This is a genomic window from Bacillus thuringiensis (assembly GCF_022095615.2).
Taxonomy (GTDB): domain Bacteria; phylum Bacillota; class Bacilli; order Bacillales; family Bacillaceae_G; genus Bacillus_A; species Bacillus_A cereus_AG.
On the sequence record NZ_CP155559.1, the window covers coordinates 4,186,926 to 4,213,649 of the forward strand.

Sequence of the window (26,724 nt, forward strand, 5' to 3'; positions counted from 1 at the left end):
CTCCTATAACTTACTACATGCGTAAAAAGCTAGAGGTTTCCCTAGCTTTTTACGTGTTTCAAATATCCTCTTTGCGCGATTATAAAGTAAATCGCAGAAGCTACAATGTATGCTCCAATTACAATCGCACCTGATTTCCATAAATCGAGATAAAGCATTTTCCCTAACGTATGAAGAGCAAATCCACTATGAATTGCACCAATTAAAATTGGGATAAAGAAGATAACACCCATTTGTCGAATTGCAATGTTGCGAATTTCTTTATCTGTCATACCAATTCTCTTTAACGATTTAAATTGAATACGATCTTGTTCTTTATCGTTAAACCATTTAAAGTATGTCATACTACAAGCGAAGAAGAAGAACAGTACAGCTACAAAGAAACCGATAAACATCGTAATTGCTCCTGATTCCCTTATATTTTTATAAGCGAACACCGAGTTATTTAATTCCTCTTGCTTATCTGGTGCAACTTCCTTTTTCAAATCTAACACAAGGTCTTCTGTATTTTTCCAGTCTTCTATATAATAACCGTAATATTTCGTCTTTTCTTCATCTGGTACGAGCTTTGCGTATTTCTCAAAATCTTGATCATTTACAATGAGATATTCACTATCATTAAAAACAGAAAATGAAGTTGGCTCATTTAACTGAACAGACTGCATTTGTCCGTTCATTTTAAATTCATACGGTTTCGCAAGATCTACCTTCATCATATCTTTCGCCATATCCATTATGACCATCGTTGCACTACCTGGTGCATTATGAACTTCTCTAACTTGCTCTCTCTTTTGTTTACGTACTTCAGCGTTATATTCTTTTTCTGAAACAATCGCCATTGGCACTTCATGTTCACTGTTAAACATCGTGATTTTTTGAGTTCCAGGAAGTTTGACGTACGTTACTTCTCGCGCTTCTTCAAATCCGTGTTTTTTTATTAATTCTTTTGTTTTCCCTTCTTTTATAATATTATGCGTATTAATTCCTTTTTCCTCATACGAAATAGCATGCGGGGTACTAGTTACTGCCTTATAACTCATATCCTCAAAAAATACGTACAGTGTACCGACTGCCGAAGATACAACTGCCGTAATGATAGAAATTACAAATAGAAAACGAGCATTATCTTTCATTTTATAAATAAGATTGCTAAGTACGAACATATTTGGATATGTATAAAAAGATTTTTTTCGTTTTTGTAGCGCCTTTAATACGACTGTACTACCTTGTGTAAACAGTAAATAAGTTCCGCCTATCGTCAGCCCTACAATCGGTAAAAACAGCATAATAAAATTCATAAATGTCACTTGGAAGCTAAGTACATATGCAACAATAATACATCCTATTCCCGCTACACATAACCATGTAAATGCAAAAGGTTCTACTTTCTGTTTTCTTGCTTCTCTTAATAAATCAATAATTTGCAAGCGCCCTACTGTCCAAACGCTAAATAATGATAGGATTAAAAATAGGATAAAGTATACACCCGCTGTAATAAGAATTGCTTTACTATTCCATACGAGTGGAAGTGTTTTATCTATTTTCAATATTACGCTTAATGCTTGGAAAAATAATTTAGAACAAAGCATGCCAAGCCCAATACCTACTACAATTGCAATACTACCTAACATCAGTTGTTCTAATATAATCATTCGGCCAAGTTGAGATTTTGTTCCGCCTATTAATGTTAATAGACCAAACTCTTTTTTTCTTGCTCGTAAAAATGTTGAATTTGCATATAAAATAAAGAGCGCTGAGAAGATGACTACAATATAATTCATCGATTCTAACCCTTTTGAAATCATCGTCTTCATACTAATATTACCGCTTACGACATCTGGATGATAAATGAAGGAAGCATACATAAAAAATACGACAATCGATAAACAACTACTAATCAGAAACGCTTTATAATTACGCCAATTTCCTTTTACGTTATTAAGCGCGAGCTGGCGAAAGTTCATGATATTCCCCTCCTAGCATCGCAAGTACGTCCAGAATTTCTTGGAAAAAGGCCTGTTTCGTTCTCCCTTTATGTATTTCTGAGAAAATTTCTCCATCACGTATGAAGAGAATGCGTTCACAATAACTAGCAGCTACTGGATCGTGCGTTACCATTGCAATCGTTACTTTCTTTTGTTCATGTAAGTCTTGCAACGCACTCATTAATGATTTCGCCGACTTCGAATCTAAGTTTCCAGTTGGCTCATCCGCTAAAATTAACGTCGGTTCATGAATGATCGCTCTCGCAGCTGCTGCACGTTGTTGTTGTCCGCCTGATACTTCATATACTTTTTTATTTAAAATTTCTTCGATATTTAAAAACTTTGCAATCTCAAGCACTTTCGCATCGATTTCATTTACAGATTTTTTCGCCATTACAAGCGGTAAAATAATATTTTCTTTAATCGATAACGTATCAAGTAAGTTAAAATCTTGGAAGATGAATCCTAAATGTGTACGACGAAACTCCGCTAATTTTGCAGCACGCATTTGATTAATTTCTTCGCCATTTACAAGCACATGACCTGAAGTTTGCTTATCAATTGTTGCTAATAAATTTAAAAGCGTTGTTTTTCCGCTTCCTGAAGGACCCATAATCCCTACAAATTCGCCTTCTTCTATTTTAAAATTTATATCATTTAAAGCAGTCGTCGCTACTGAACCTTTCGATTGATACACCTTCGTTAATCCCTTTACTTCAAGAACACTCATTTCTAATCCCCCTATGTGTTTTCTTCTTACATTTACTATAAGAAAAATAAGAAAAAGAAACGAGTGATTTCCCTTACAAAACGTTTTGTTATCTTACAGTTTTGTCATTTTTCTCATTAATGTATGATATTCTTCATCTTTGGCAAATTGGAACGTGAATGTTGTCCCTTCCCCTTCAGCCGATTGCACATACATTCCATGATGTAAATTATCACAAATTTCCCTCGTAATATATAAACCCATTCCAGTCGCTTCTCTCGTTTTACGGCCATTTATTCCCGTAAAGAATGGATCAAATATACGCTTTACATCTTGCTCTGGAATACCAATTCCATTGTCCTTAATATGTAGTAACACCTTTTGATCTTTCTCTTCAATTTGAAATTGAATTTCCTTTTTCTCTGCTTCTGAAATTTTCGTATACTTAATTGCATTTACAACAATTTGCCCTATAGCAATACTTAGCCATTTTCTATCAGATGCAACCATACAAGTATCTTCATCAAACATTACTTTCGGAAATACCGACGATTGAATGAAAGATTTTCGATTTTCATTAATAATACCCCTGATGATATCTATCACATTTACTACTTCTACTTTATAATCTTTCGCAAATTGCTCTAACCTTGCCATATGTAACGCCAAATCTAAACCATTTAGTATACGGTTATTTTCTTCACGAATACTTTCAACTGTTGCTCTTGCTTCACGATGCTCTTTCCCAAACTTCTGTAATAGCAATTCTATAACCGATACTGGTGTTTTCATTTGATGAATCCATTGGTTCATAAATATCATTTGCTGTTGTTCTTTCGCATGTTGTTTATGAACTTCATTCATATATTGCTGTCTTAATAGCGTAAACGATTCAACAACCATCTCTTGCTCTGACGTATAAGAAGTATCAATAAGTAAAGAGTCGTGTAATGTATTTCCGCTAGCAACATATTTTTCGATTCTTTTTAAAAATACACTTCGTTTTCGATAATCGTAAATGAGGTATACAGTAAATACAACTGTCCCTAATAAAAGCCCATATAACCACGTACTCCAATCAATGGATCTTTTTTCTAAAAGACTTTGCAACTGCAAGACGAGCCCAAATAAACAAAGGCTAATAATATAAGAAAGAAGTAAAGAAAAACGGTCCATGAGGTAATTTTTAACCTTCATGCCCTTCGCCCCACTCTGTAAGAAGCGCATAACCATATCCGCGTTTCGTTACAATTGCATTTTGAATGCCTAGCTCCTCTAGTTTCTTCCTTACGCGTTTTACATTTACGGTTAATGTATTATCATCAACAAAAGCTACCTCATCCCACAGGGCTTCTAACAGTTCTTCACGCGTTACATACTGATTTGCCTGTTTCATCAAACACTCTAATAAGTAAAATTCATTTTTCGTCAGCTCCGTTTGTTGCCCTTGCCACTCAACAATGTGCTGGGACGGAAATAACAACAGTCCATTTACACCTAAACAATCACTCTCAGCAACAGATGCATACTCACCATACCCACGGCGAAGTGCACTTTTCACCTTTGCCATTACAATATCTAAATGGAATGGCTTTGTAATGTAATCATCTCCGCCATTCTCGATCGCCATTACTTGATCCATTTCCCCTGTTCTTGCAGAAACAAAAATAATCGGCGCATTCGATACAGTACGAATTTGACGACACCAATAAAAACCATCAAAATATGGTAAATTAATATCCAGTAATACGAGATGAGGATTTATTTTCACGAACTCATCTTTTATATGACGTAAATCACTCGCTCTAAATGATTGATAGCCATACCTTTCTAAATGCTCCTCTAATATTCCCGCTATTTTTTCATCGTCTTCTACAATTAATATTTTATACATGTTCGTTTTCTCCCCATAAGAAATTCTTCCAAAACCACTCCTTGTTCTATTATAAATTGAAAATTTAATTAGTGGGTATTTTTTCCTATACGAATCAGACATTTACAATAAAAAAAAGACTGCCCTATTTCGGCAGTCTTAATCGATAAATTCAAATTGATATTCAAGAATTTTTACAATATCTCCGTCTTCTGCACCACGTGCACGAAGGGCTTCATCAATACCCATTCCACGCATTTGACGAGCAAATCGGCGTACAGATTCATCACGTGAGAAGTCTGTCATTTTGAATGTTTTCTCAATATCATAACCAGAAATAACAAATGTGCCATCACTTTCGCGTGTAATTTCAAAATTAGATTCAGATTCAAATTTGTACATTACACTTGCTTCAGATTCTTCTACATCATCGTACATTGGGAATTCTGGTGTTGTTTCTAATAAGTTCGCTACTTCAAATAGTAAATCACGAACACCTTGTTTCGTTACAGCTGAGATTGGGAAGATTTTTACTTCGTCTCCCACTTTCTCTTTAAATGCTTGTAAGTTTTCTTCTGCATCTGGCATATCCATTTTGTTTGCTACAACAACTTGTGGACGCTCAGTTAAACGCATATTGTATTCTTTTAATTCATTATTGATTGTAACATAATCTTCATATGGCTCACGTCCTTCTAAACCAGACATATCAATAACGTGCACGATTACACGTGTACGTTCGATATGACGTAAGAATTGGTGTCCAAGTCCAACGCCGGAATGTGCCCCCTCAATTAGTCCAGGAAGGTCAGCCATAACGAAGCTGCGGTTATCACCAGTTTCAACAACACCAAGATTTGGAACGATTGTTGTAAAGTGATATTCTGCAATTTTCGGACGCGCTGATGATACAACAGATAATAATGTAGATTTACCTACACTTGGGAATCCAACAAGTCCAACATCTGCCAGCACTTTAAGTTCTAGCGTGACATCACGTTCTTGACCTGGTTCCCCGTTCTCAGCGATTTCTGGCGCTGGGTTCGTCGGTGTTGCGAAACGTGAGTTACCACGGCCACCGCGGCCACCTTTTGCGATTACAGCTGTTTGTTCATGCGTTACTAAATCGGCAAGAATTTCACCTGTTTTTTCATCTTTTACTATTGTTCCCGGTGGAACCTTTACGATTAAATCCTCAGATTTACGACCGTGCTGACCTTTACTCATTCCGTGCTGACCGCGATCAGCTTTGAAATGACGTTGGTAGCGGAAGTCCATTAATGTACGTAAGCCTTCCTCAACAACAAAAACAACATCTGCACCTTTACCACCGTCGCCACCTGCTGGGCCACCTTTAGGTACATACTTCTCGCGACGATACGCAACCATTCCGTTACCACCGTCGCCGCCTTTTACATATATCTTGACCTGATCTACAAACATTATTTCACCACACTTTTTTCGATTGGTTGTAATATAACTGAGACTTCTTCGTCTCGTACTGTATAAGAAATGGAATACCATTTATTGTTTTGGTTCGCAAGCCAATTCTGTAGTTCTTCTACACTCGTTAGCTTACCACGAAAATCAAAAAAGAAACGAGCATTCTCCGCGTCACATTCAATTGTGATACAAACATAATTTTCAACATATACGTCTAAACTATGCTGAAGTATTGAGAAAAATTGATTCGTCCATATACATACAGTCTCATCTAAATGAGATAAGTTATGTAAATTCCCTAATACTTCGTACTCCAATAAGCACGGCTGCTGTTTCCAATTATATGTTAAAATCCACTCTGAAAATAAAGGCATTGATAGCCCTATCAGGTTGGATTCTTGTCTCGCTTCTTGGACAAAACGATCGATGAGACTATGAATCTCTTCCACTTTTCCAAGTGAAAGGTTTCCTTTCACCATCTGCATACGATTGAGCCAATCATGTCTTGAATGACGCAATGCATCTATAATTGTCCATTTTTCATTCATTTAGATACCCCTTAATATAGAAAAACTCTAACCTGCACTCAGGTTAGAGTTTTCCGTGAGTTCTTATGCTTCTTGAGCAACAGGATATACGCTCACTTGTTTGCGGTCACGGCCAAGACGCTCAAAGCGTACTACGCCGTCAACTTTCGCGTATAAAGTGTCATCGCCACCACGACCAACGTTAACACCTGGATAAATTTTTGTACCGCGTTGACGGTAAAGAATTGAACCACCTGAAACCGTTTGACCATCTGCGCGTTTAGCACCAAGACGTTTTGACTGAGAGTCACGACCGTTCTTTGTACTACCTACACCTTTCTTAGATGCGAAAAACTGAAGATCTAATCTTAACATACGTTACACCTCCTGCACTTTTTCTATTAAACGGATATACTTTCCGTAATCAAGTTCGATCGTCTTAAGCGAAACAACCAATCCTTCTAAAAGTATCTGTGCTTTTTCTGCTGTATGAACGTCTAAATCATTAGGCAATTCATACGTTAAGAATCCGCCGTCACTCCCGAGTTCAATAGTTGCCTGCACATTACAAAGTTCTTCCACTGCATTTATAGAACCAAACACAACCGCTGTAGTTCCAGCACAGACAAGATCTTGTCCATGTGGCGCATAATTGGCATGTCCAGTCATTTTAAATGATTGGATACTTCCTAATTTCGTGCGACTTATCGTAATTTTAATCATGTTAACCTGAATTAAGCGTTGATAGCTTCAACAACTAGCTTAGTGTAAGGTTGACGATGACCTTGTTTCTTACGATTGTTCTTTTTCGCTTTGTATTTGAAAACGATGATTTTCTTAGCGCGACCTTGTTTTTCAACTTTCGCAGTAACTGTTGCACCTTCTACAACTGGGCTACCAACTTTAACGTTTTCGCCACCAACGAAAAGAACTTTGTCAAAAGTAACAGTTTCACCAGCTTCAACATCTAATTTTTCAATGTAGATTGCTTGACCAGCTTCAACTTTAATTTGTTTTCCACCTGTTTCGATAATTGCGTACATACTTGCACCTCCTCTTAATTACTAAGACTCGCCAAAAACGAGGTAGACATAAATGTCTTTAGGGAACCTGTCTTGTGCGGTTGTAGCATATAGCCGTTTAGGTGCTATAAACTATAACATAAAGATGTTATCATGAATCATAGACGGTTGTCAATAAATGTTCTGCTAACTATTTTTCCCGTTCTACAATTTCTTTTTTACTTCCAAAACGGATAATGGCGTACTTTTCGATCATATCATCTTTGAAATAAATTTCAAATGGAATATTTTTTTGTAATTCTTTTTGCAAAAATTGTTTTTGTAATTCTTTAGGTGCAGCGATTAATACTACCTCATCCTCTATATTGCCATATGTAATTAGCTCTCTCTCTAACTCATACGCAATTGTTTCATATGACATCACATACCCCGTTGCTTTGCAAGGTACACACTCTTCTAGTAATACGTCGCGTAAAGAATGTTTCTTACGTTTACGTGTCATCTCCAAAATCCCTAACTCTGTAAAACCGAGCACTCTTGTATATGTGCGATCATTTTGCATAGCAGCCATGAGACATTCTCTTACCTTTTCTTTATCTTCTCTTCTTTTCATATTAATAAAATCAATTAATATCATACCACCGATATCACGCAGTCTTAATTGACGTGCAATTTCTTCAGCTGCCGCCTCATTTGTACGAAGGACTGTATCTTGTAAATTCTGTTTCCCAGTAAACTTGCCCGTATTCACATCAATTACAGTCATCGTCTCCATTTGTTCCACAATTAAATACGCACCATTCGGGAGCCATACAATTTTTTGAAGTGCTTTCTCGATCTCACGCTCTATTCCAAAATGGTTAAACATTGAAGATTTTTCATTATAAAAAGATACTTTTTCTTTTCCGACTTTTTCTTCTAATTCTTTTACTATACTTCTTGTATCTACAACTACTTTTTCAATCATTTCAATCGGATTCTCTTGAAATACACGATCTAAAAAGGTCGCAGGTCGATGAAGTAGTAGCGGCGCTTTTCCTTGGCCCTCTTTTCTTTTTAATTCTTCATATAACTGCTGTAACCTTTGCATTTCAGCTTGTATGTCTTCAATTTCTCCTTTTTCAGAAGCAGAGCGAAAAATGTACCCTCCTGTCCCTTCTACCTCAATTTGGAGTAGCTGTTGCCTTCTTTTATTATTTTTTATTTTTCGAGAAACCGCACGCATTTCATCATATGGCATATAAACGACATATTTCCCGGTAAATTCTATGTTTGCTGTCAATTTCGGCCCTTTCGTATCAATTGCCTCTTTCACAACTTGTACGAGTACTGCTTGCCCTTCATGTATACGATAAGAAGATGGTACATCATCGTATGAAAGGTACGCATGTTTTTCTAAACCGATGTTTACAAAAGCTGCGTTCATTCCAGCAATCGTTCTTACGATACGTCCAACATAAATATGCCCAACAATCTCTTGTTCTTCATTTCGTTTCCATAAAAACTCAACAATTTTTTTCTTCTCTTCAATTGCAACGCGTTTTTCCGATCCTGCATAGTTCATATATAACGTTTTCAAAATTCTTTCCTCACTTTATAATCTTCTTTGCTTTTACAATAATAAAAGGTTAGTGCTATCGTCAACACTAACCGATTAATTCTTCAACAGATGAAGTTGTTCGTTTTTCAGTAAAATACGCATAGAGTAATTCATTTTCATCCAATGTGTAATGTTCTTTATATTTTCCATGGACGATAATAGAGTGCTTATACCCTCTACGAAATTTTGTGAATATCTTATATAAATGATCTTCGGATTGCACTTCAATAGGTGCAATCTTTTCAATTCCTCTTTTGTTCCCATAATAACGTTCTAATAAAAAACGCATAAAGGCATACTGTCTTTGTTTCCACTCTTGATATAACGACACCGCTAAAAATATGAGTAGTACCCACATCATAATATTATTACTATTCCAAAGTAACTGCCACACTAGTATTACACTAAAAAAAACACATGATAATTTCATCATCTTTTCATGTGCTTGTAAATAAGGAAAACGATATGATAATACGTTAAACAATACTTTTCCACCATCAAGCGGCCAAATAGGCAGTAAATTAAATGCTAAAATAATTATATTATTCCATATAAAGAAATAATATAAATCCGTACCCAGCCAACCAGCTTCAAACACTATATAACCTACCACCATCATCCAAATATGTTGTATAGGTCCTGCAATTACAACAACAAGTTCCTCTTTCAATGACTTATTCCCATGTTCCTCAAGCTCAGCCACACCACCAAACGGTAAAAGTTGAATCTTTTTAATACGCCAATTATAGTGTGCCGCCGCAAAGGCATGCCCAAGTTCATGGATAAGAACGATACAAAATAACAGTAGTAACTCTTTAAAACGTGCCGTAAAAATACCAATGACAATAATAACCCAAAACAACGGATGCACGGAAATCTTCGTTAAAACTTCTCTATATTTAATCAAATGAAATCACCTGAATCGGGTCAATAAACTTTTCATTCTTTTTTATCGCGAAATAAAACTTACCATTTTTATTATTTGCATCATTATTCACCGTTCCAATTTTTTGTTTCTTTGAAACGTAATCATATAATTTTACTGACATGTCATTTAAATTCGCATACCACGATTCTGTTCCATCTGCATGCTGAATTTGAACCGTATTACCAAGTTCCTCTTTCTTTCCTGCAAAAACAACTAGCCCTTCATTCACTGACTCAACAGTTGCATTTGTAGCTGTTTGAACAAATACACCTTGGCCATTTTTTTGAAACCCTTGCATCACCTTTCCAGAAGCAGGGATGGCATAATCTTTTTGCTGAATAGTTCCTTCTTTTTTCTCAGTAGGTGAAAAAAATACGAGCGGTTTTCCAAACTGCTTTTCGTACCATTTCGCTACAGTAGCAAACTGAAATTCTTCTTTCATCACTTTTTCTGTAACAGCTTTAGCACCGTCGAAAGAAGAGGGTGCATTCTTATATAAAATAGCGATAGAAAGAACTAATATTGCTGATAACAAAACTTTGAAGAAAAATACTTCTTTTCGAAATAAAGGATGAATTTCCTTTTCTCCTCCTTCAATAAATACTGTTTCACTATCAAAATTCCCTCCAGCAAAATACTGCTCTTCCTCCATCCTTTCTTGCTCTGCCTTCCTTTTCGCAATCCGTTTTTTAATTTCTTCTACACGTCTATTCTTCATACTGTCTCCTTTCTTTCGTTAAGCTAATTAAAATAGAAACAGTTGTATACAGTTTGTACATATGTATGAGCTAAGAAAGAAAGATATTCGTGTGAAGAAAAAAGAAAGCACTTCGCATATGTGCGAAGTGCTTTTAACGGATTCCAAAGAAGTTTTTCATCTTTGTAAATACCGATACCTTTTCTTGTTCAAATGCTTGCAATGGTACATTCTCACCCAACAAGCGTCTTGCAATATTACGATAAGCTAACGCTGCTTTTCCGCTCGGTTGCAACGCTACAGGTTCACCTGTATTTGTAGCACGAATAACTTCATCATCATCCTCGACAACACCAAGAAGCTCGATTGACAATGTACGTACGATTTCATCAACATCTAACATATCCTGCTCATGAAGCATATGACTACGTACACGATTAATAACAAGTTTTGGTGGTTCAATATCCTCTTTTTCTAAAAGCCCGATAATACGATCCGCATCGCGCATTGAGGATACTTCTGGCGTCGTAACAACGATTGCTTTATCCGCACCAGCTACCGCATTTTTAAACCCCTGCTCAATCCCCGCAGGACAATCAATTAATATGTAATCATAATCTTGACGTAATACTTGTATTAATTCATCCATTTGTTCAGGTGTTACCGCTGATTTATCACTCGTTTGTGCTGCAGGTAATAAATAAAGATCGTCAAAACGCTTATCTTTAATAAGCGCCTGAGGTAAACGGCAACGCCCTTCAACGACATCAACAAGATCAAATACAATACGATTTTCCAGCCCCATTACTACGTCTAAGTTTCGAAGACCGATATCTGTGTCAATTAAGCACACTTTCTTTCCAGATAACGCTAGGGCTGTACCAATGTTCGCAGACGTTGTAGTTTTACCTACTCCGCCTTTTCCAGATGTAATTACTATTGCCTCTCCCACAGCTATACAATTCCCCTTTCTAACTTTGTTAAATTAGGTCTAAGATGAGTGAGAAGTTGCAGTCGATCGACAACAATGTGATTGTTCTCATTAATATACGCACATTCTGCCGCCTCCGCTCCGTCTTCTTTCTCTTCCGGAGCCCGCATTGCCACATCACTAATTCGAAGTTGCATCGGGTTCATATCAGATGCAGCTATTACAGCATCCGAATCCCCATAATACCCAGCATGCGCAATTCCTCTTAATGATCCTACGACAAAAATATTCCCCCCAGCGATAACCGTTCCGCCTGGATTAACATCTCCAATTAACAATAAATTTCCTTTTACATGTAAAACTTGTCCAGAGCGAACAATTTTGGAAATAGGGACAATTTCTGTTTCTTCTTTCCAAGCTATTGCTTCTGCTTTAGTTATAACATCACTTTCAATTGAATCCACAACAAGATTCTTTTTATTACGAATTAACGTACGAATCTCTTCTTGTTGGACTTCTGTTAAATAACGATTTCCCACTTTCACATGCACTTCAATTAAAGAGCGCCCATCACCATCATAGTAATGTGTAGAAAGCTTTTCATCCAATTCCTCCAGTAATTCAGAGAATGAACAACAATCATCTAAATGAAGCGTTATTCCGTCTTTTGTCCCTTTTATTGTTACATTTTGTTGCTTTTTTTCTTCCACTAAAGTTCACCCCACCGATTCAATTCGACATAAAATTAGAAAATCCTTTTTTCTTTTTCTTCCATCGCTTTTGAAAGACGCATTAAATATCGTCTCAGTGGGAAACAAACTATCAATAAGAAAATTGCATTTAGCAATAAAGTAGACAGGAGACGATCTGTGAAAAAGACATACGCCGACATATGAGTACGTCCTAACAAAGTTAAAAATCCATACACATAATACTCTAGTGCTACAATGCTACCTAGTACGATAGAAGCAACAATAAATAAATTCAATTGTAGTACCTTCATCACACTATAAACTAAATAAGCTAAAATCGGATACGCAAAAATATATATACCGACAAGTTCTGTGTATACGGTATCAAATAAGAAACCAAATAAGAGTCCGTAATAAATCCCTTGGACCGGACTATAGTACACAGTAACAAAACATAACACAATTATAAAGAAATGAGGTGCTGCTATACTGTCTTTCCAAAAAACCTCTGTTGGAACAATAGTAGCAAACATATTTTCAAATAAAAAAACAAAAAGGAGCAAAAGAGGAAGAGCTGCTCTTTTTAGAATCTTCATCATCTCTTCTCCCCCTCCTATTCTAATGGCGCTGAAGGCTTCGCACGTTTCGCAACCATAACATGCTCTACGTCATTTAAATCAGCGGCAGGTTTTACATAAGCTGTTTTTGTTAAGCCGTATGGATCTGGCTGAACATCAACGATTGTTCCAATTACAAGACCTTTCGGGAAAATATCACCAAGTCCAGATGTTACAACTAATTGATTAGGTGCTACTTTTGCATCAGAACCAATCTTTGTGAAAAGAAGTAAGTGCTTTTCTTTATCATAACCTTCAATCAATCCAAAGATTTTCTCATCACCTTGTACGATAGCAGAAACACGATTTGTTCGGCTCATAGAGCTTAGCAATTCTACTGATGATGTAAACTGAGATACACTTTTCACTCGTCCAACTAGGCCTTGTGAAGTCACTACAGCCATATCTTTTTTAATTCCTTGCTGTGCCCCTTTATCAACTCCAACTAAATCGTACCATTTATCCGGGTTACGAGAAACGACAGTAGCTGGAATTTCAGTATAATCACTAGGCAACTCTTTTTTACCAGTTAACTCTTGTAACTTCTTTTTATCATCTTCTAATTGTTTTACTTTCCCTGATAGACCTGCATAATTATCTAATTTTGCTTTTAATTCTTTATTCTCTTCATACGTGCGCTTTACATCTTCTACATTTTCGAAGAATCCAGCTACGTATTTCGCTGGCTTTTGGAATACACGTTCTACAACACCGACAGTGTCTTTAACAAACTGCTCTGGCCATGTTAAACTGTTCCGTTCTTTCAATGAGATTCCAATCAATGCCACGAGAAGAATAATACTAACTAACAAAACAATTAATCTTTTGTTTAAGAAAAACTGTGGCACGTTCACACCCTCTTAATTTCATTGATTTTTATTTTGCAATATTATCGAGCAGCAGTTTTGAAAAGATCGATATTGTCTAATGCTTTACCCGTTCCAATTGCTACGCAATCTAATGGGTCTTCTGCAACAAGAACTGGCATATTTGTTTCTTCACTAATCACTTTATCTAAGTTACGTAGTAAAGCTCCGCCACCTGTTAATACGATACCACGGTCCATAATGTCTGCCGCTAATTCAGGTGGAGTTTTCTCTAACGTATTTTTAACAGATTCTACAATTGCATCTACTGTATCTTTTAATGCATCTGCAATTTCTTCTGGCTGAATTAGTACTGTTTTTGGTAAACCACTTACTAAATCACGACCGCGAATTTCCATAGGCTCGATACCTTCTGGCTCGCCTGCAGAACCGATTTCTAATTTTAATGCTTCAGCTGTTCTTTCACCAATCATTAAGTTATAGCTTTTCTTAATGTACTGAATAATTGAATCGTCCATATCATCACCAGCAACACGAACTGATTGACTTGTTACAATACCACCTAAAGAAATGATTGCAACTTCTGTTGTACCGCCACCGATATCAACAACCATACTACCAGTTGGTTCCCAAACAGGTAAGTTCGCACCAATTGCTGCTGCAAATGGTTCTTCGATTGGATAAGCATCACGAGCACCCGCTTGACGAGTTGCATCGATTACTGCACGTCTTTCTACAGCTGTAATCCCAGACGGTACACATACCATTACGTATGGTTTACGTGAAAAGAATCCATTTGATTTTTGAGCTTGTTGAATGTAATATTTCATCATTGTTGCTGTCGTTTCGTAATCAGCAATTACACCGTCTTTCATCGGGCGAAGTGCCACAACGTTTCCTGGTGTACGACCAATCATTTGTTTTGCATCGCTACCTACAGCAACGATTTGTTTCGTATCAGTTTGTAACGCTACTACTGAAGGTTCACGTAAAACTACACCTTTTCCTTTTACATATACAAGCGTGTTCGCAGTTCCTAAATCTATTCCAAGATCGCGAGTAAAGCCACCAAATCCAAACATATTATTATCTTCCTTTCTTGTTTTCACGGACTCATTTTTTCTTACTTTATATTATAAAAACAGTACGTTTTTTATATCTTTATCCTTTTTGTAGATAATTTTCTACAAAAAACTCATAAATCACATTATAAAACAAAATAAGTAAAAAGCATAGTCTTAAATATGACCTTTTTCCTTTAAACTCACGAATTTATGGTCACCTATTATAATATGGTCAAGCACTTCAATTCCGATAATTCGCCCGCATTCTACTAAGCGTTTCGTTACTTCAATATCTTCTCGGCTCGGCGTGGGATCTCCTGAGGGATGATTATGGAGACATATGATAGAGGCTGCCGCACGGCGAAATGCTTCTTTAAAAACTTCTCGCGGGTGTACAATCGACGTATTTAAACTTCCAATAAAAATCGTTTGCCTATGTATGACTTGATTCTTCGTGTTCAAATATAAACATACAAAATGCTCCTGCTGCAGGAAGCGCATTTCTTCCATCATATATCTTGCACAATCTTCTGGGCTTCGAATGCTGTATCTATTTTGATATTCTAACCGTACCATTCTTCTACCGAGTTCAAAAGCAGCTATAAGCTGGGCTGCCTTTGCAATCCCGACGCCATGTATACTGACAAGCTCTTCTAACGTTGCATCTTTCAACATACGTAAACCATCAAAGTGATGTAAGATTTTATCTGATAACTTTAAAACTGTTTCTTCTTTAGAACCTGTTCTGAGTAATACTGCAAGAAGCTCCCTATTCGATAAACTTCCAGCTCCTTCTAACAATAAACGCTCCCGTGGCTGTTCTTCTTTGACAACATCACGAATACCGTTCATTTCTCCACCCCTTTTACTTGTTCTCTCAAAGAAAATCCCATGCAATTTTACGCATGGGTTACATCAATATTAAATTGTTTTAATTCCCGAACAAGACGTGAAATTGGTAAACCGACTACACTATAATAGTCCCCTTGAATATGTTGAACAAAAATAGATCCTTTACCTTGAATTCCATAACTTCCCGCTTTATCAAGAGGCTCTTTTGATGCAACGTATGCGTCAATTTCCTCTTCTGTTAATTCCCAAAACGTAACTTCTGTACGCTCGTAAAAAGTGACTGTTTTGTCTTTTGTTATAATTGCAACACCAGTATACACTTCATGTGTTTTCCCTGATAATAATTGCAACATTTCTTTCGCCTCAGCCTCATTAGAAGGCTTTCCAAGAATACGCGATTCATATGTAACAATTGTGTCTGCACCTAACACAATATGATCACTGTTATTTTCTGCTACCGCAGATGCCTTTTGCAGGGAAAGGGACATAACAATATCAGAAGGTGATGAGTACGCACCAATCGTTTCTTCTACTTCACTTACAATGATTTCAAATGGTACATCTGCTAACTCAAGCAGTTCCTTCCTGCGAGGTGACCCTGATGCTAAAATAATTTTTCTCATATTTTCTCCTTCCTTTCTCACATGAAGCAGAATCATTTATATCAATCGTATCAAAGGAATAGTTTGTCCACAAATGAAAGAAATATTATTTTCTCTAAACAAAATAATACTTTTTACTAAAATACGATTATATTCCTGCCATAGAGAAAGCACTTTGCTCTAAATTCAAAAGAAAAGAAAGAAGTACCTATACTTCTTTCTTCATCATTTCATTATCCTATTATTTCACCTTTTGTGAAACAATTTTTTCATATGAAAGCATACCATCAATAATAACTTGATTTAATTTCGCCAAAGATTCCTTATCACCTTTTCCATCCTTCACTGTTTTCACAGCTACTGACGTATACATATACAATTTCTTTGCTTCTTCCTGCTTCATACTTTTCCCTTCTTTTTCAATTGCTTTCCACTCTTTTTCAATCGCACCTATATCTTTTGCGTTACTTTTTCCACTAGCTTGTACGCTAGAAGCATATTTTGCTAAATGAGTATATAATGGCTGTACTTTTGTTAAAAACGCCCCAACTTCTTTATCATTTTTCAGTAACGCTTTATCTGTTATATCCCAGTTCTTTTTCAATACGGAGACATTATCATTTTTATACTGCGTCATTAATTGATTTACGCCCTGTTCATCACTAGCAATACCAACAACTAATGCATACTTATCGCCGCTCGGTTTTAAAGCTGCTACGCCTCCATTACCTTTCCACTCTTCAAGAGCGGCCTGTCCCTTTTCTTCGGAAGAATAAATCCCTCCTTGAACAAAAAATAATTTCATTGGATCTAATGACGTTCCTGTCTGCGCTTTTTGTTTTTCCTCTTTTGGTGCTGGTGTTTGTTCTGACGTTCCACCCACCTTTGATTCTTCATTTTGCATCTGCTTCGAAGCTGTTACTTCACTTCCCCCTGTCGCTCCTTGCCCTTTAAGTAACTGTAGCATTCCCATCCCAAACGCCGTACCAATAACAATCGCAGTTGCAACGATTGCAATTAACGTATTGCTCCACTTCTTTCGTTTTTTTTCCGTAGACACTAATTTCGCTTTTTGAAACGGAACAACGTTTTTCGGTCTTTCACTTTCTACTACCATCCATTCAAATTCATCTTTCTTCTTCTCCTCATACTTCGCTTCTGTTCCATTCACTTTCACTGAGATCGTTCGTGATTGCTTGTCCATACACTCACACCTCACCTCTTATCGTTGTCCGCATCATATCATATTCCTTTCACAAAAAAACGAGATATTTGTCAGAGGAATTCGCCAAATAACCCTATATATTTATCTTATATGTATGCATTTGACTTCATTTGTAGAACAAAAAAACTAGATAGCAAAGACCATCTAGTTTTTCTCGCGAATATATTTTCGAACTTCCGAAATGAAATAAAGAGAACCTGTTATGATAAAAACATCATTTTCTCCAATCATTTCAACCTTTGTATCAATTGCCTCTTTCCAATTTTCAAAAACTAGTTTTGACTCTTTCTTTGCATACGATGCTAGCTTATCAGCAGAAATAGCACGATCAAAGGCGAATGTTGTAAAAATAATTTCATCGGCGATGGTTTCTAATTGACCTACCATATTATGCAATTGCTTATCACCAAGGGCAGTAAATAAAACTATTACATTTTTATCTTTGTAATGTGATTCTACCGTTTTCACAAGGCTTTCAATACCTTCTGGATTATGAGCACCATCTATAATGATATCTGGATTACTTTGCAGTTTTTCAAAGCGCCCAATCCAATAAGCTTCCTGTAATCCAGTTCTTATTTCTTCTTCCTCAATTAAAAATGATACGTATGTTTTTACATACATAACTGCCATCAGTGCAAGTGCTGCGTTTCCTACTTGATGACTGCCTTTCATTGAGATTCGCACATCTTCAAAAAAGGCGAAAGGACAAGTGAAATCGAACTGTTCTCCATCTTCACAAGACTGTTTATGTAACGCTGTAAAATGCTTGCCCATCTCGTATAAGTTTGCATGATTTTCCTTTGCAACCTTTTGAATGACTTGCAATGCTTCCTCATCTTTCACACCAGTAATAACCGGGACACCAGACTTAATAATCCCCGCCTTTTCATATGCAATTTCTCCTAGTGTATTCCCTAAAATATGCATATGATCGTGGCCAATATTTGTAATAATCGTGAGAACAGGATGAATAACATTCGTAGAATCAAAGCGCCCTCCAAGCCCTGTTTCAAATAAAACAACATCACAGAAATTAACTTTACCGAAATAATAAATTGCCATAACAGTAATAATTTCAAACTCAGTCGCTTCCCCTAAATCCGTCCCATCTAGTTTTTCAACGACTGGCTTTACCATCTTTACAAGTTCAGTAATCTCTTCATCTGCAATTGGTGTTCCGTTCACACTAATACGCTCGTTAAATGTTTCAATATATGGAGAGGTAAATGTTCCTACCTTATATTTTGCATTTTCTAACATGTAGCGCATATATGTTAATGTTGAACCTTTTCCATTTGTACCAGCAAGATGAACACATTTTATGTGACGCTCCGGATTTCCGAGCTCTTCTAGCATCCATCTCATTCTTTCCAATCCTGGTTTAATACCAAACTTCAATCGGCTATGAATCCACCCTATCGCTTCTTCGTATGTATGTATCACGTATGCTTTCCCCTTTCAAAAGACAACCTTCATACTCCTATTATACGCAAAGAAAAGAGACTCACCAATATAGTGAGCCTCTAAAAAATATTTTACTTTTCAAGATCTGCTAGACGTTGGCGAACTGCTTCACGTTTTTCTAGATAGTCTTGCTCTTTCGCACGCTCTCCATCAATAACTGCTGCAGGAGCTTTCGCTACGAAACCTTGGTTTGAAAGTTTCTTCTGTACACGTTCTACTTCTTTGTCGAACTTCTCAAATTCTTTCTCAAGACGTGCTCTCTCTTCATCAAGATTGATAAGATCAGCTAATGGTAAGAATAACTCTGCACCTGATACGATTGCAGTCATTGCTTTTTCTGGTGCTTGTAAATCCGTTTGAATTATTAATTCACTTGGGTTACAGAAACGCTCAATGTAAGAGCTGTTTTTTGTAAGTTGAGCAAGTACAGCCTCATCTTTTGCTTTAATTTGCATTTGGACTTTTTTGCTCATTGGCGTATTAACTTCTGCACGGATGTTACGAACAGAGCGAATGATATCAACTAGAAGGTGCATTTCTGCCGCAGCTTCTGTATCTTGTAAATCTTCGCGAACTGTTGGCCATGCTGCTACTGTAATAGATTCGCCTTCATGCGGTAAATGTTGCCAAATCTTCTCTGTTACGAATGGCATGAATGGGTGTAATAGACGCATTGTTTGATCTAATACGTAAGCTAAAATAGAACGAGTTGTTTTCTTAGCTGCTTCATCTTCACCGTATAGTGGAAGTTTCGCCATTTCAATGTACCAGTCACAGAAATCGTCCCAAATGAAGTTGTATAATGAACGACCAGCTTCACCGAACTCATATTTATCCATGTTACGCGTTACACTTTCGATTGTTTCGTTTAAGCGAGTTAAAATCCACTTATCCGCAACTGATTTTTCACCAGTTAAATCGATTTCTTCATACTTCATGTCATCCATATTCATTAATACGAAACGTGATGCGTTCCAAATTTTATTAATGAAGTTCCAAGTAGATTCTACTTTTTCCATGCTGAAACGTAAATCTTGACCTGGTGCACTTCCTGTTGATAAGAAGTAACGCATTGCATCTGCACCGTACTTCTCGATAACATCCATCGGATCAATACCGTTACCAAGAGATTTACTCATTTTACGTCCTTGCTCATCACGAACTAAACCATGAATCAATACATCTTTAAATGGACGCTCGCCTGTAAACTCTAAACCTTGGAAAATCATACGAGATACCCAGAAGAAGATGATGTCATAACCAGTTACTAAAGCATCTGTTGAATAGAACTTTTTAAAGTCTGCTGCATCTTCATTCGGCCAGCCAAGTGTTGAGAACGGCCATAACGCTGAACTGAACCATGTATCAAGTACGTCATTATCTTGATTCCAGTTTTCAATATCTGCTGGTGCTTCTGTACCTACGTATACTTCACCAGTTTCTTTATGATACCAAGCTGGGATGCGGTGTCCCCACCATAATTGACGAGAAATACACCAGTCATGAATATTTTCCATCCAGCGTAAGTATGTGTTTTCAAAACGCTCTGGTACGAACGTTACTTTTTCTTCTTCTTTTTGTTGAAGTGCTACTGCTTTTTCTGCAAGTGGAGCCATTTTTACGAACCATTGTGTTGATAAGTAAGGCTCAACTACTGCACCGCTACGCTCACTATGACCCACTGAATGCATATGAGGCTCGATTTCTACTAATACGCCAGCCTCTTGTAAGTCTTTCACTAACGCTTTACGGCATTCGAAACGATCCATACCGTTATACTTACCAGCTTTTTCGTTCATCGATCCATCTTCATTCATTACTAAGATGCGTGGTAAGTCATGACGGTTACCTACTTCAAAGTCATTCGGGTCATGAGCTGGTGTAATTTTTACAACACCTGTTCCGAAATCTTTTTCTACGTACTCATCAGCAATAATCGGAATCTCACGGCCTACGATTGGAAGTGTAACTGTTTTTCCGATTAAATGTTTGTAACGATCATCTTCTGGATGAACCGCTACCGCTGTATCACCAAGCATCGTTTCTGGACGAGTAGTAGCAAGGCGAATGTGACCTGAACCGTCTGTTAACGGATAGTTCATATGGTAGAATGCACCTTGAACTTCTTTATGAATTACTTCAATATCAGAAAGAGCCGTGCGTGTTGCTGGGTCCCAGTTGATAATATATTCACCGCGGTAAATTAAGCCTTTTTCGTATAATTGAACGAATACTTTATTAACCGCATTAGATAAACCTTCGTCTAATGTGAAACGTTCACGAGAATAGTCTAGTCCTAAACCAACTTTCCCCCATTGTTGACGAATGTGAGACGCGTATTCCTCTTTCCATTCCCAAGCTTTTTCAAGGAATTTCTCACGGCCAAGATCGTAACGTGAAATACCTTCTTCACGAAGTTTTCCTTCTACTTTCGCTTGTGTTGCGATACCCGCATGGTCCATTCCTGGAAGCCATAATACATCGTAACCTTGCATACGCTTCGTACGAGTTAAAATATCTTGAAGAGTTGTATCCCAAGCATGACCTAAGTGTAACTTACCAGTTACGTTCGGAGGTGGAATTACAATTGTGTATGGTTGTTTCTTCTCATCTCCTGTTGCTTCGAAATATTTGCCTTCAAGCCACCATTGATAAAGGCCTTCTTCAACGGACATATGATCATATTTAGTTGGTAAATTCTTTTCCGTGTTTGACATTATTTTCCCTCCTTAAAATAAAAAATGCCCCTCATCCAAAAAGGACGAGGGACATCGCGGTACCACCTTTATTTACAAACAAATTCAGGAATTTGCTTATACTCTTAATTTGATAACGGACAAATCCGTCTTTTCCTAATGAGAACTGTTCCGTTCAGAAAAGATGCTCCAGGGCTACCTTCTAACATAACTATCTAGAGAATCTCCCAGCTAATGATTCTCCTCTCTGAAGACGTTTCTTGTTATACTCTTCCCCTTCAAGGCATTTATATGATTGTTAATTATTATATACAATAGTGTAAAAAACGAAACCCTATTCGTCAAGATAAATTTAATACCACGGCTTTTTGGGCAAAAAAAGAAGATAAGTAGCATCCTCTACTTATCTTCTTTATCCCGCTATTTGTGGGCAGTAAGACCCTCCACTAATTAAAGTTTCACTTTATCCGTTCCCTTGCTGTGCAGCTTGTAACTGCGAGAGGAAATATTCTATATTGCTTACGAGCCAATGCGATTGTTGTAAGCTCTTTACTCCGAGAAGTTCATTTTCCTCATTGCGACTCTCTCTTCTTTTCTTATAAGACTGGATTTGCCGAATAAATTGCGATGGATACGTCATATACGCAAACATGAGTAGTTGCTCTTCTTTCGTAAAAGGGAAATTTTTTTGGTACATTTGATACCATTCAAACCGATCACTTCGCGCAATTGGATACGTATTTAAAGACCGAGAATAAAACCCTACTATATCTTGCACAGGCGTTGCAAACTTTGATTTTTCTAAACTAATAAAATAGCCATTCCGTTCATAATCAAATAAGAAATGATTAAGCGATACGTTACCATGCACAAAAGTAATACGTGTTTTTTCTTTTTCCTTCATCGCATCGTTCCACTCAGTTAATTGCTTCGTTGCAAACTCACGCGCCCTCATTACATGATGATAGTACGTACAATATTGCAATTCAAATGGAGACATATACCATTTCGCTTCAGATTCTACGAGAAACTCTTCTAACATCTCACCATCATTCTCCCAGCGATCGGATATATTTGTATAATGTTTTTCTAAATCTTCTTCTGTATACGTTTCTTCTTTCACCGTTTTTTGATGTAACGTTCCGAGAGTTTGAAACATTTTATGGTACTGATCATTATCCTCGCCGTTGCCTTCCGCACGTTCTAACCAAGGCATTAAATAATAATTATACGTCCCGTCACTTAAAATATAATTTCCATCCGTCGCATGGTATATAGGTACATAATTTGAAAAACCGTTCTCCTTCAAATATTGAATATGGTGCAGAAAGTTATTCCGCTCTAACTTTCTGCTTTCTATTTTCTTGAGCGCATATGGACCTTGATTCGTGTAAATTTTCGTTACGCTTCCGTGCTCTTCCATATGCTGTGTATCCAATCTATATTGCCTTACAATGGGTTCATAGCGATTTCGTAATTCCATATCCATACGAATAACCCTTTCTATTCAAAACATAGCCTTTAGGAAAATAAGCGAGTGAAAACACTCACTTATTTCACTTTTGCTCTTGAAACGGGAATATAAATAATTTGTCCCGCAGTTAAATATATATCTTCTGTTTGATTGACACGGTATAAGTTTTGTACAGATGTTTCATAACGGTCTGCAACAGATTCGATTGTATCCCCTTCTTGCACGAAATATATTCTTAACTTTGTAAATTCTTCTTCCGGTTCTTTCGTAAATAATTTCGTTAAATAAAGTGCATTTTCATCTCGCTGTGAATACGTTTCTTCTTCTTGCTCTTCTTGTTTTTTCGCTTTTTCTTTCTTGAAATCTTTTCTTCCGAACAATTCAAATTGTGGCGTTGATTCTTTCTCCTCTTCACGCTCCACAAATTCATGTTCTTCTATTTCCTCTTCCTCTACTTCCTGCTCTTTTCTTTCCTCTAGTTGAAACGGTTCAAATGCGTAATCTTCCCACTCATCTGATTCCTTATAGACTGGTTCTTCTACGTGGGCAGGTCTATTTTCATCTTCTTGTGCGGAATAAGCCTCTAACTCAGCATACGCCGTTTCTTCCTCTTCATCCTCGATTCTTTCTTCATCACATAAACCTGTAATAGATATATCCGCTAATAACTGTAAGCAACCATTTTCCTTTAATTCATAATCAAATTCCTCAATGGATACATATAGTTCTTCAATTACTTTCACTCGATTTCTTGGAATTGATATTTCAAGCGGAAAGGAATGAACAAGTTCATTAACCCCATCTTCCCTTGTTTCTACATAATCAATTGACTTCGCTGGTGATAGATCTCTTAATGAATAAGCTGAATCATCTTGCCGTGCAACATACTCTCCCGTTAAATCTAATTGCCCTCTCACGATAACTTCATGATCAAGCTCTTCTATCTCAACGTCTGGATCTAACGAAATTGACAAAAGTTCTTCGACTTCCTGTCCTTTTTGGAACCAAACAGATTCTTTTAATGAAAAACGTAATGAATGATCTGTTGCCACTTCTTTTCCCCCTCCCAAACTATATGTCATTACAGATTTATGTATGGAAAGCTAACTTTATGAATAAAAAAAATCGCTCCCCTTATGGAGAGCGATTTTCTTTCATCAATTAAGCTTTTAATTTTGACATTGCAATTTCTGCCGCTGCAATCGTCGCTTCAATATCTGCATCACTATGTGCTGTCGATAAGAATAGACCTTCGAATTGAGATGGTGGCAAGAATACACCTTGTTCTACCATTTCACGATAATAAGCCGCAAAGAATTCTAAGTTTGAAGATTTTGCTGCGTCGTAATTAATAACTGGTTCATCTGTAAAGAAGATACCAATCATCGAACCCGCACGGTTAATATAGTGCGGAATGCCATGTTTTTCAGCCGCTTTACGTAAGCCAGCTTCTAACATTTCAGCTTTACGCTCAAATTCTACATATGATTCTGGCGTTAACTGTACTAACGTTTCATAACCTGCTGCCATTGCAAGTGGGTTACCTGATAAAGTACCCGCTTGGTAAATCGGTCCGCTCGGTGCAACTTGGCGCATAATTTCTGCTTTACCACCGTATGCTCCTACTGGTAAGCCACCACCGATTACTTTACCTAAACAAGTTAAATCAGGTGTTACACCATAATAGCCTTGTCCGCAATTATAAGCAACTCGGAATCCTGTCATGACTTCATCAAAAATAAGCAATGCACCATTTTGCTCTGTTACTTCACGAAGACCTTCTAAAAATCCTGGTTGCGGAGGAACAACACCCATATTTCCTGCTACTGGTTCTACAATTATACAAGCAATATCATCACCGAATTGTTCGAAAGCGTATTTCACACTGTCTAAATCGTTATACGCTACGGTAATCGTATTTTTCGCTACACCTTCTGGTACACCAGGGCTATCTGGTAAACCTAGCGTCGCCACACCAGAACCCGCTTTAATTAATAACGAATCACCATGACCGTGGTAACAACCGATAAATTTCAAAATTTTATTACGTCCTGTATAACCACGAGCTAAACGTAGCGCACTCATTGTCGCTTCTGTTCCAGAGTTAACCATACGTACAATCTCAATTGATGGTACGCGCTCAATAACAAGTTTCGCTAATTTATTCTCAATTTCCGTTGGAGCACCGAAGCTTGTTCCTCTTTCAGCAACAGATTTTAAAGCTTCAACAACACGATCATTCGCATGACCATGAATTAAAGGACCCCATGATAATACGTAATCGATGTATTCATTTCCATCGATATCATATACTTTAGAGCCTTTTCCGCGCTCCATGAACAACGGATTCATACCAACAGACTTAAAGGCACGAACTGGGCTATTTACGCCACCAGGCATTAAATCTTGTGCCTCTTCAAACGCCGCAATCGACTTATCAAACTTTTTCATTATTTAGCGCCTCCTTCTTGTAACCATCTTGCTGCATCTTTTGCATGATACGTAATAATTAAATCTGCTCCTGCACGTTTCATGCTAATTAATTTTTCAAGTACAACTTCTTTTTCATTAATCCAACCATTTTGTGCTGCCGCTTTAATCATGGAATATTCACCACTTACGTTATAAGCAACGACTGGTAAATTAAAGTTATTTTTCACATCACGAACGATATCTAAGTAAGAAAGGGCTGGCTTTACAATTAAGAAATCTGCCCCTTCCATTACATCTGATTCAGCTTCACGGAATGCTTCCATACGGTTCGCTGGATCCATTTGATATGTTTTACGATCACCAAATTGCGGGGCACCGTGCGCCGCATCACGGAATGGCCCGTAAAATGCTGATGAATATTTCACAGCGTACGACATTACTGGTACGTGAGAAAAGCCATTTTCATCTAATGCATGGCGGATTGCTGTTACGAATCCGTCCATCATGTTTGATGGCGCAATAATGTCTGCTCCTGCTTTCGCTTGACTTACAGCTGTTTTCGCAAGAACTGCAAGAGACTCATCATTTAAAATAATACCATCTTCAATTACACCGCAATGACCATGGCTTGTGAATTGACATAAACATGTATCCGCAACTACTACTAGCTCAGGGAATTCACCTTTAATTTGCTTAACTGCACGTTGCACAATTCCATGATCACAATATGCTGATGATCCAACTTCATCTTTTTCAGCAGGTAAACCAAATACAATAACAGAACGAATACCTAAATCAACAACCTCTTGCATTTCAGCTTGCAATAAATCTAAAGACATTTGATATACGCCTGGCATAGAAGGCACTTCATTACGAACGTTTTCTCCTTCTAATACAAAAATAGGGTAAATAAAATCTTCCGTATGTAAAAACGTTTCACGCACAAGCGCACGCATATTACCGCTTTGTCTTAAGCGACGATGACGATTAAATTGTAAAGAGTTCATAGATTTCTATCCCCATTCTTTTATTTTATCCCGCTATTTGCGGGCAGTAAGAC

26 protein-coding genes and 2 other annotated features are annotated in these 26,724 nt (G+C 37.2%); all 26 genes read right to left on the reverse strand.

The annotated features are described in order from the left end of the window. Positions 1 to 41: 41 nt before the first annotated feature. Positions 42 to 1,964, reverse strand: coding sequence for an ABC transporter permease (locus KZZ19_RS21675; RefSeq protein WP_237979572.1), 1,923 nt, complete (start codon positions 1,962 to 1,964; stop codon positions 42 to 44). Further along, positions 1,939 to 2,715 carry an ABC transporter ATP-binding protein gene (locus tag KZZ19_RS21680; RefSeq protein WP_000114530.1) on the reverse strand — a complete coding sequence of 259 codons (777 nt, stop codon included), beginning with the start codon at positions 2,713 to 2,715 and terminating at the stop codon, positions 1,939 to 1,941. Before KZZ19_RS21680 ends, KZZ19_RS21675 begins: the two co-directional genes overlap by 26 nt. A gap of 93 nt (positions 2,716 to 2,808) precedes the next feature. After that, positions 2,809 to 3,891: a HAMP domain-containing histidine kinase gene (locus KZZ19_RS21685; RefSeq protein WP_237979573.1), complete on the reverse strand. Its 1,083-nt coding sequence runs from the start codon at positions 3,889 to 3,891 to the stop codon at positions 2,809 to 2,811. Then, positions 3,881 to 4,588, reverse strand: a complete 708-nt coding sequence (locus KZZ19_RS21690) for a response regulator transcription factor (protein ID WP_000276710.1) — start codon at positions 4,586 to 4,588, stop codon at positions 3,881 to 3,883. The genes KZZ19_RS21685 and KZZ19_RS21690 overlap by 11 nt, the downstream gene beginning before the upstream one ends. A gap of 138 nt (positions 4,589 to 4,726) precedes the next feature. Further along, positions 4,727 to 6,010 (reverse strand): GTPase ObgE, encoded by a 1,284-nt coding sequence (gene obgE, locus KZZ19_RS21695; RefSeq protein WP_088097872.1) that lies wholly within the window; start codon positions 6,008 to 6,010, stop codon positions 4,727 to 4,729. After that, positions 6,010 to 6,558 carry a sporulation initiation phosphotransferase B gene (locus KZZ19_RS21700; RefSeq protein WP_088097873.1) on the reverse strand — a complete coding sequence of 183 codons (549 nt, stop codon included), beginning with the start codon at positions 6,556 to 6,558 and terminating at the stop codon, positions 6,010 to 6,012. Before KZZ19_RS21700 ends, obgE begins: the two co-directional genes overlap by 1 nt. 63 nt (positions 6,559 to 6,621) lie before the next feature. Next, positions 6,622 to 6,912 carry a 50S ribosomal protein L27 gene (gene rpmA, locus KZZ19_RS21705; RefSeq protein WP_000944957.1) on the reverse strand — a complete coding sequence of 97 codons (291 nt, stop codon included), beginning with the start codon at positions 6,910 to 6,912 and terminating at the stop codon, positions 6,622 to 6,624. A gap of 3 nt (positions 6,913 to 6,915) precedes the next feature. Continuing rightward, positions 6,916 to 7,260, reverse strand: coding sequence for a ribosomal-processing cysteine protease Prp (locus tag KZZ19_RS21710; protein ID WP_002008596.1), 345 nt, complete (start codon positions 7,258 to 7,260; stop codon positions 6,916 to 6,918). An 11-nt stretch (positions 7,261 to 7,271) separates the two neighbouring features. Next, entirely contained in the window at positions 7,272 to 7,580 is a 309-nt protein-coding gene (rplU, locus tag KZZ19_RS21715) for a 50S ribosomal protein L21 (protein WP_000270907.1), read from the reverse strand. A gap of 14 nt (positions 7,581 to 7,594) precedes the next feature. Beyond that, positions 7,595 to 7,672, reverse strand: a sequence feature (ribosomal protein L21 leader region). Between the two features lie 77 nt (positions 7,673 to 7,749). Further along, the gene (locus KZZ19_RS21720; RefSeq protein WP_088097874.1) at positions 7,750 to 9,138 is read right to left on the reverse strand and encodes an Rne/Rng family ribonuclease; all 1,389 of its coding nucleotides are present in this window, start codon (positions 9,136 to 9,138) and stop codon (positions 7,750 to 7,752) included. 67 nt (positions 9,139 to 9,205) lie between these two features. After that, on the reverse strand, positions 9,206 to 10,066 hold the full coding sequence (spoIVFB, locus tag KZZ19_RS21725; protein WP_237979574.1) for a stage IV sporulation intramembrane metalloprotease SpoIVFB: 861 nt from the start codon (positions 10,064 to 10,066) through the stop codon (positions 9,206 to 9,208). Continuing rightward, positions 10,059 to 10,805, reverse strand: a complete 747-nt coding sequence (gene spoIVFA / locus KZZ19_RS21730) for a stage IV sporulation protein SpoIVFA (RefSeq protein ID WP_237979575.1) — start codon at positions 10,803 to 10,805, stop codon at positions 10,059 to 10,061. The genes spoIVFB and spoIVFA overlap by 8 nt, the downstream gene beginning before the upstream one ends. A gap of 133 nt (positions 10,806 to 10,938) precedes the next feature. Beyond that, positions 10,939 to 11,736, reverse strand: a complete 798-nt coding sequence (gene minD, locus KZZ19_RS21735; RefSeq protein WP_000503310.1) for a septum site-determining protein MinD — start codon at positions 11,734 to 11,736, stop codon at positions 10,939 to 10,941. Positions 11,737 to 11,738: 2 nt separating this feature from the next. After that, positions 11,739 to 12,425: a septum site-determining protein MinC gene (gene minC / locus KZZ19_RS21740; RefSeq protein ID WP_000391511.1), complete on the reverse strand. Its 687-nt coding sequence runs from the start codon at positions 12,423 to 12,425 to the stop codon at positions 11,739 to 11,741. Positions 12,426 to 12,460: 35 nt separating this feature from the next. Then, positions 12,461 to 13,006 (reverse strand): rod shape-determining protein MreD, encoded by a 546-nt coding sequence (mreD, locus tag KZZ19_RS21745; protein ID WP_088097877.1) that lies wholly within the window; start codon positions 13,004 to 13,006, stop codon positions 12,461 to 12,463. Between the two features lie 14 nt (positions 13,007 to 13,020). Beyond that, positions 13,021 to 13,872 carry a rod shape-determining protein MreC gene (gene mreC / locus KZZ19_RS21750; protein ID WP_237979576.1) on the reverse strand — a complete coding sequence of 284 codons (852 nt, stop codon included), beginning with the start codon at positions 13,870 to 13,872 and terminating at the stop codon, positions 13,021 to 13,023. Positions 13,873 to 13,913: 41 nt separating this feature from the next. Beyond that, positions 13,914 to 14,933 (reverse strand): cell shape-determining protein MreB, encoded by a 1,020-nt coding sequence (gene mreB, locus KZZ19_RS21755; protein ID WP_000466737.1) that lies wholly within the window; start codon positions 14,931 to 14,933, stop codon positions 13,914 to 13,916. Between the two features lie 156 nt (positions 14,934 to 15,089). Next, a complete protein-coding gene (gene radC / locus KZZ19_RS21760) occupies positions 15,090 to 15,767 on the reverse strand; it encodes a DNA repair protein RadC (protein ID WP_016135385.1) in 678 nt (225 codons plus the stop codon). A 47-nt stretch (positions 15,768 to 15,814) separates the two neighbouring features. Continuing rightward, a complete protein-coding gene (locus tag KZZ19_RS21765) occupies positions 15,815 to 16,390 on the reverse strand; it encodes a Maf family protein (RefSeq protein ID WP_237979578.1) in 576 nt (191 codons plus the stop codon). A 220-nt stretch (positions 16,391 to 16,610) separates the two neighbouring features. Then, the gene (locus KZZ19_RS21770; RefSeq protein WP_237979579.1) at positions 16,611 to 17,573 is read right to left on the reverse strand and encodes a stage II sporulation protein B; all 963 of its coding nucleotides are present in this window, start codon (positions 17,571 to 17,573) and stop codon (positions 16,611 to 16,613) included. 165 nt (positions 17,574 to 17,738) lie between these two features. After that, positions 17,739 to 19,040 (reverse strand): bifunctional folylpolyglutamate synthase/dihydrofolate synthase, encoded by a 1,302-nt coding sequence (locus tag KZZ19_RS21775; RefSeq protein WP_237979580.1) that lies wholly within the window; start codon positions 19,038 to 19,040, stop codon positions 17,739 to 17,741. Positions 19,041 to 19,132: 92 nt separating this feature from the next. Further along, on the reverse strand, positions 19,133 to 21,778 hold the full coding sequence (locus tag KZZ19_RS21780) for a valine--tRNA ligase (protein WP_237979581.1): 2,646 nt from the start codon (positions 21,776 to 21,778) through the stop codon (positions 19,133 to 19,135). Between the two features lie 37 nt (positions 21,779 to 21,815). Further along, positions 21,816 to 22,048, reverse strand: a binding site (T-box leader). A 172-nt stretch (positions 22,049 to 22,220) separates the two neighbouring features. Beyond that, positions 22,221 to 23,246, reverse strand: coding sequence for a spore coat protein YsxE (gene ysxE / locus KZZ19_RS21785; RefSeq protein ID WP_237979582.1), 1,026 nt, complete (start codon positions 23,244 to 23,246; stop codon positions 22,221 to 22,223). A 62-nt stretch (positions 23,247 to 23,308) separates the two neighbouring features. Next, on the reverse strand, positions 23,309 to 24,283 hold the full coding sequence (gene spoVID / locus KZZ19_RS21790; protein ID WP_237979583.1) for a stage VI sporulation protein D: 975 nt from the start codon (positions 24,281 to 24,283) through the stop codon (positions 23,309 to 23,311). 109 nt (positions 24,284 to 24,392) lie between these two features. Next, entirely contained in the window at positions 24,393 to 25,682 is a 1,290-nt protein-coding gene (gene hemL, locus KZZ19_RS21795) for a glutamate-1-semialdehyde 2,1-aminomutase (protein ID WP_088097885.1), read from the reverse strand. Further along, the gene (gene hemB, locus KZZ19_RS21800; RefSeq protein WP_237979584.1) at positions 25,682 to 26,671 is read right to left on the reverse strand and encodes a porphobilinogen synthase; all 990 of its coding nucleotides are present in this window, start codon (positions 26,669 to 26,671) and stop codon (positions 25,682 to 25,684) included. Before hemB ends, hemL begins: the two co-directional genes overlap by 1 nt. Positions 26,672 to 26,724: the final 53 nt, after the last annotated feature.

Coding starts and splice junctions, on each gene's coding strand:
- KZZ19_RS21675 (WP_237979572.1), bottom strand. CDS start 1,964: ATGAACTTTCGCCAGCTCGCGCTTAATAACGTAAAAGGAAATTGGCGT.
- KZZ19_RS21680 (WP_000114530.1), bottom strand. CDS start 2,715: ATGAGTGTTCTTGAAGTAAAGGGATTAACGAAGGTGTATCAATCGAAA.
- KZZ19_RS21685 (WP_237979573.1), bottom strand. CDS start 3,891: ATGAAGGTTAAAAATTACCTCATGGACCGTTTTTCTTTACTTCTTTCT.
- KZZ19_RS21690 (WP_000276710.1), bottom strand. CDS start 4,588: ATGTATAAAATATTAATTGTAGAAGACGATGAAAAAATAGCGGGAATA.
- obgE (WP_088097872.1), bottom strand. CDS start 6,010: ATGTTTGTAGATCAGGTCAAGATATATGTAAAAGGCGGCGACGGTGGT.
- KZZ19_RS21700 (WP_088097873.1), bottom strand. CDS start 6,558: ATGAATGAAAAATGGACAATTATAGATGCATTGCGTCATTCAAGACAT.
- rpmA (WP_000944957.1), bottom strand. CDS start 6,912: ATGTTAAGATTAGATCTTCAGTTTTTCGCATCTAAGAAAGGTGTAGGT.
- KZZ19_RS21710 (WP_002008596.1), bottom strand. CDS start 7,260: ATGATTAAAATTACGATAAGTCGCACGAAATTAGGAAGTATCCAATCA.
- rplU (WP_000270907.1), bottom strand. CDS start 7,580: ATGTACGCAATTATCGAAACAGGTGGAAAACAAATTAAAGTTGAAGCT.
- spoIVFA (WP_237979575.1), bottom strand. CDS start 10,805: ATGAAGAATAGACGTGTAGAAGAAATTAAAAAACGGATTGCGAAAAGG.
- mreD (WP_088097877.1), bottom strand. CDS start 13,006: ATGATGAAGATTCTAAAAAGAGCAGCTCTTCCTCTTTTGCTCCTTTTT.
- mreB (WP_000466737.1), bottom strand. CDS start 14,933: ATGTTTGGATTTGGTGGCTTTACTCGCGATCTTGGAATAGATTTAGGA.
- radC (WP_016135385.1), bottom strand. CDS start 15,767: ATGAACGGTATTCGTGATGTTGTCAAAGAAGAACAGCCACGGGAGCGT.
- KZZ19_RS21765 (WP_237979578.1), bottom strand. CDS start 16,390: ATGAGAAAAATTATTTTAGCATCAGGGTCACCTCGCAGGAAGGAACTG.
- KZZ19_RS21770 (WP_237979579.1), bottom strand. CDS start 17,573: ATGGACAAGCAATCACGAACGATCTCAGTGAAAGTGAATGGAACAGAA.
- KZZ19_RS21780 (WP_237979581.1), bottom strand. CDS start 21,778: ATGTCAAACACGGAAAAGAATTTACCAACTAAATATGATCATATGTCC.
- ysxE (WP_237979582.1), bottom strand. CDS start 23,246: ATGGATATGGAATTACGAAATCGCTATGAACCCATTGTAAGGCAATAT.
- hemL (WP_088097885.1), bottom strand. CDS start 25,682: ATGAAAAAGTTTGATAAGTCGATTGCGGCGTTTGAAGAGGCACAAGAT.
- hemB (WP_237979584.1), bottom strand. CDS start 26,671: ATGAACTCTTTACAATTTAATCGTCATCGTCGCTTAAGACAAAGCGGT.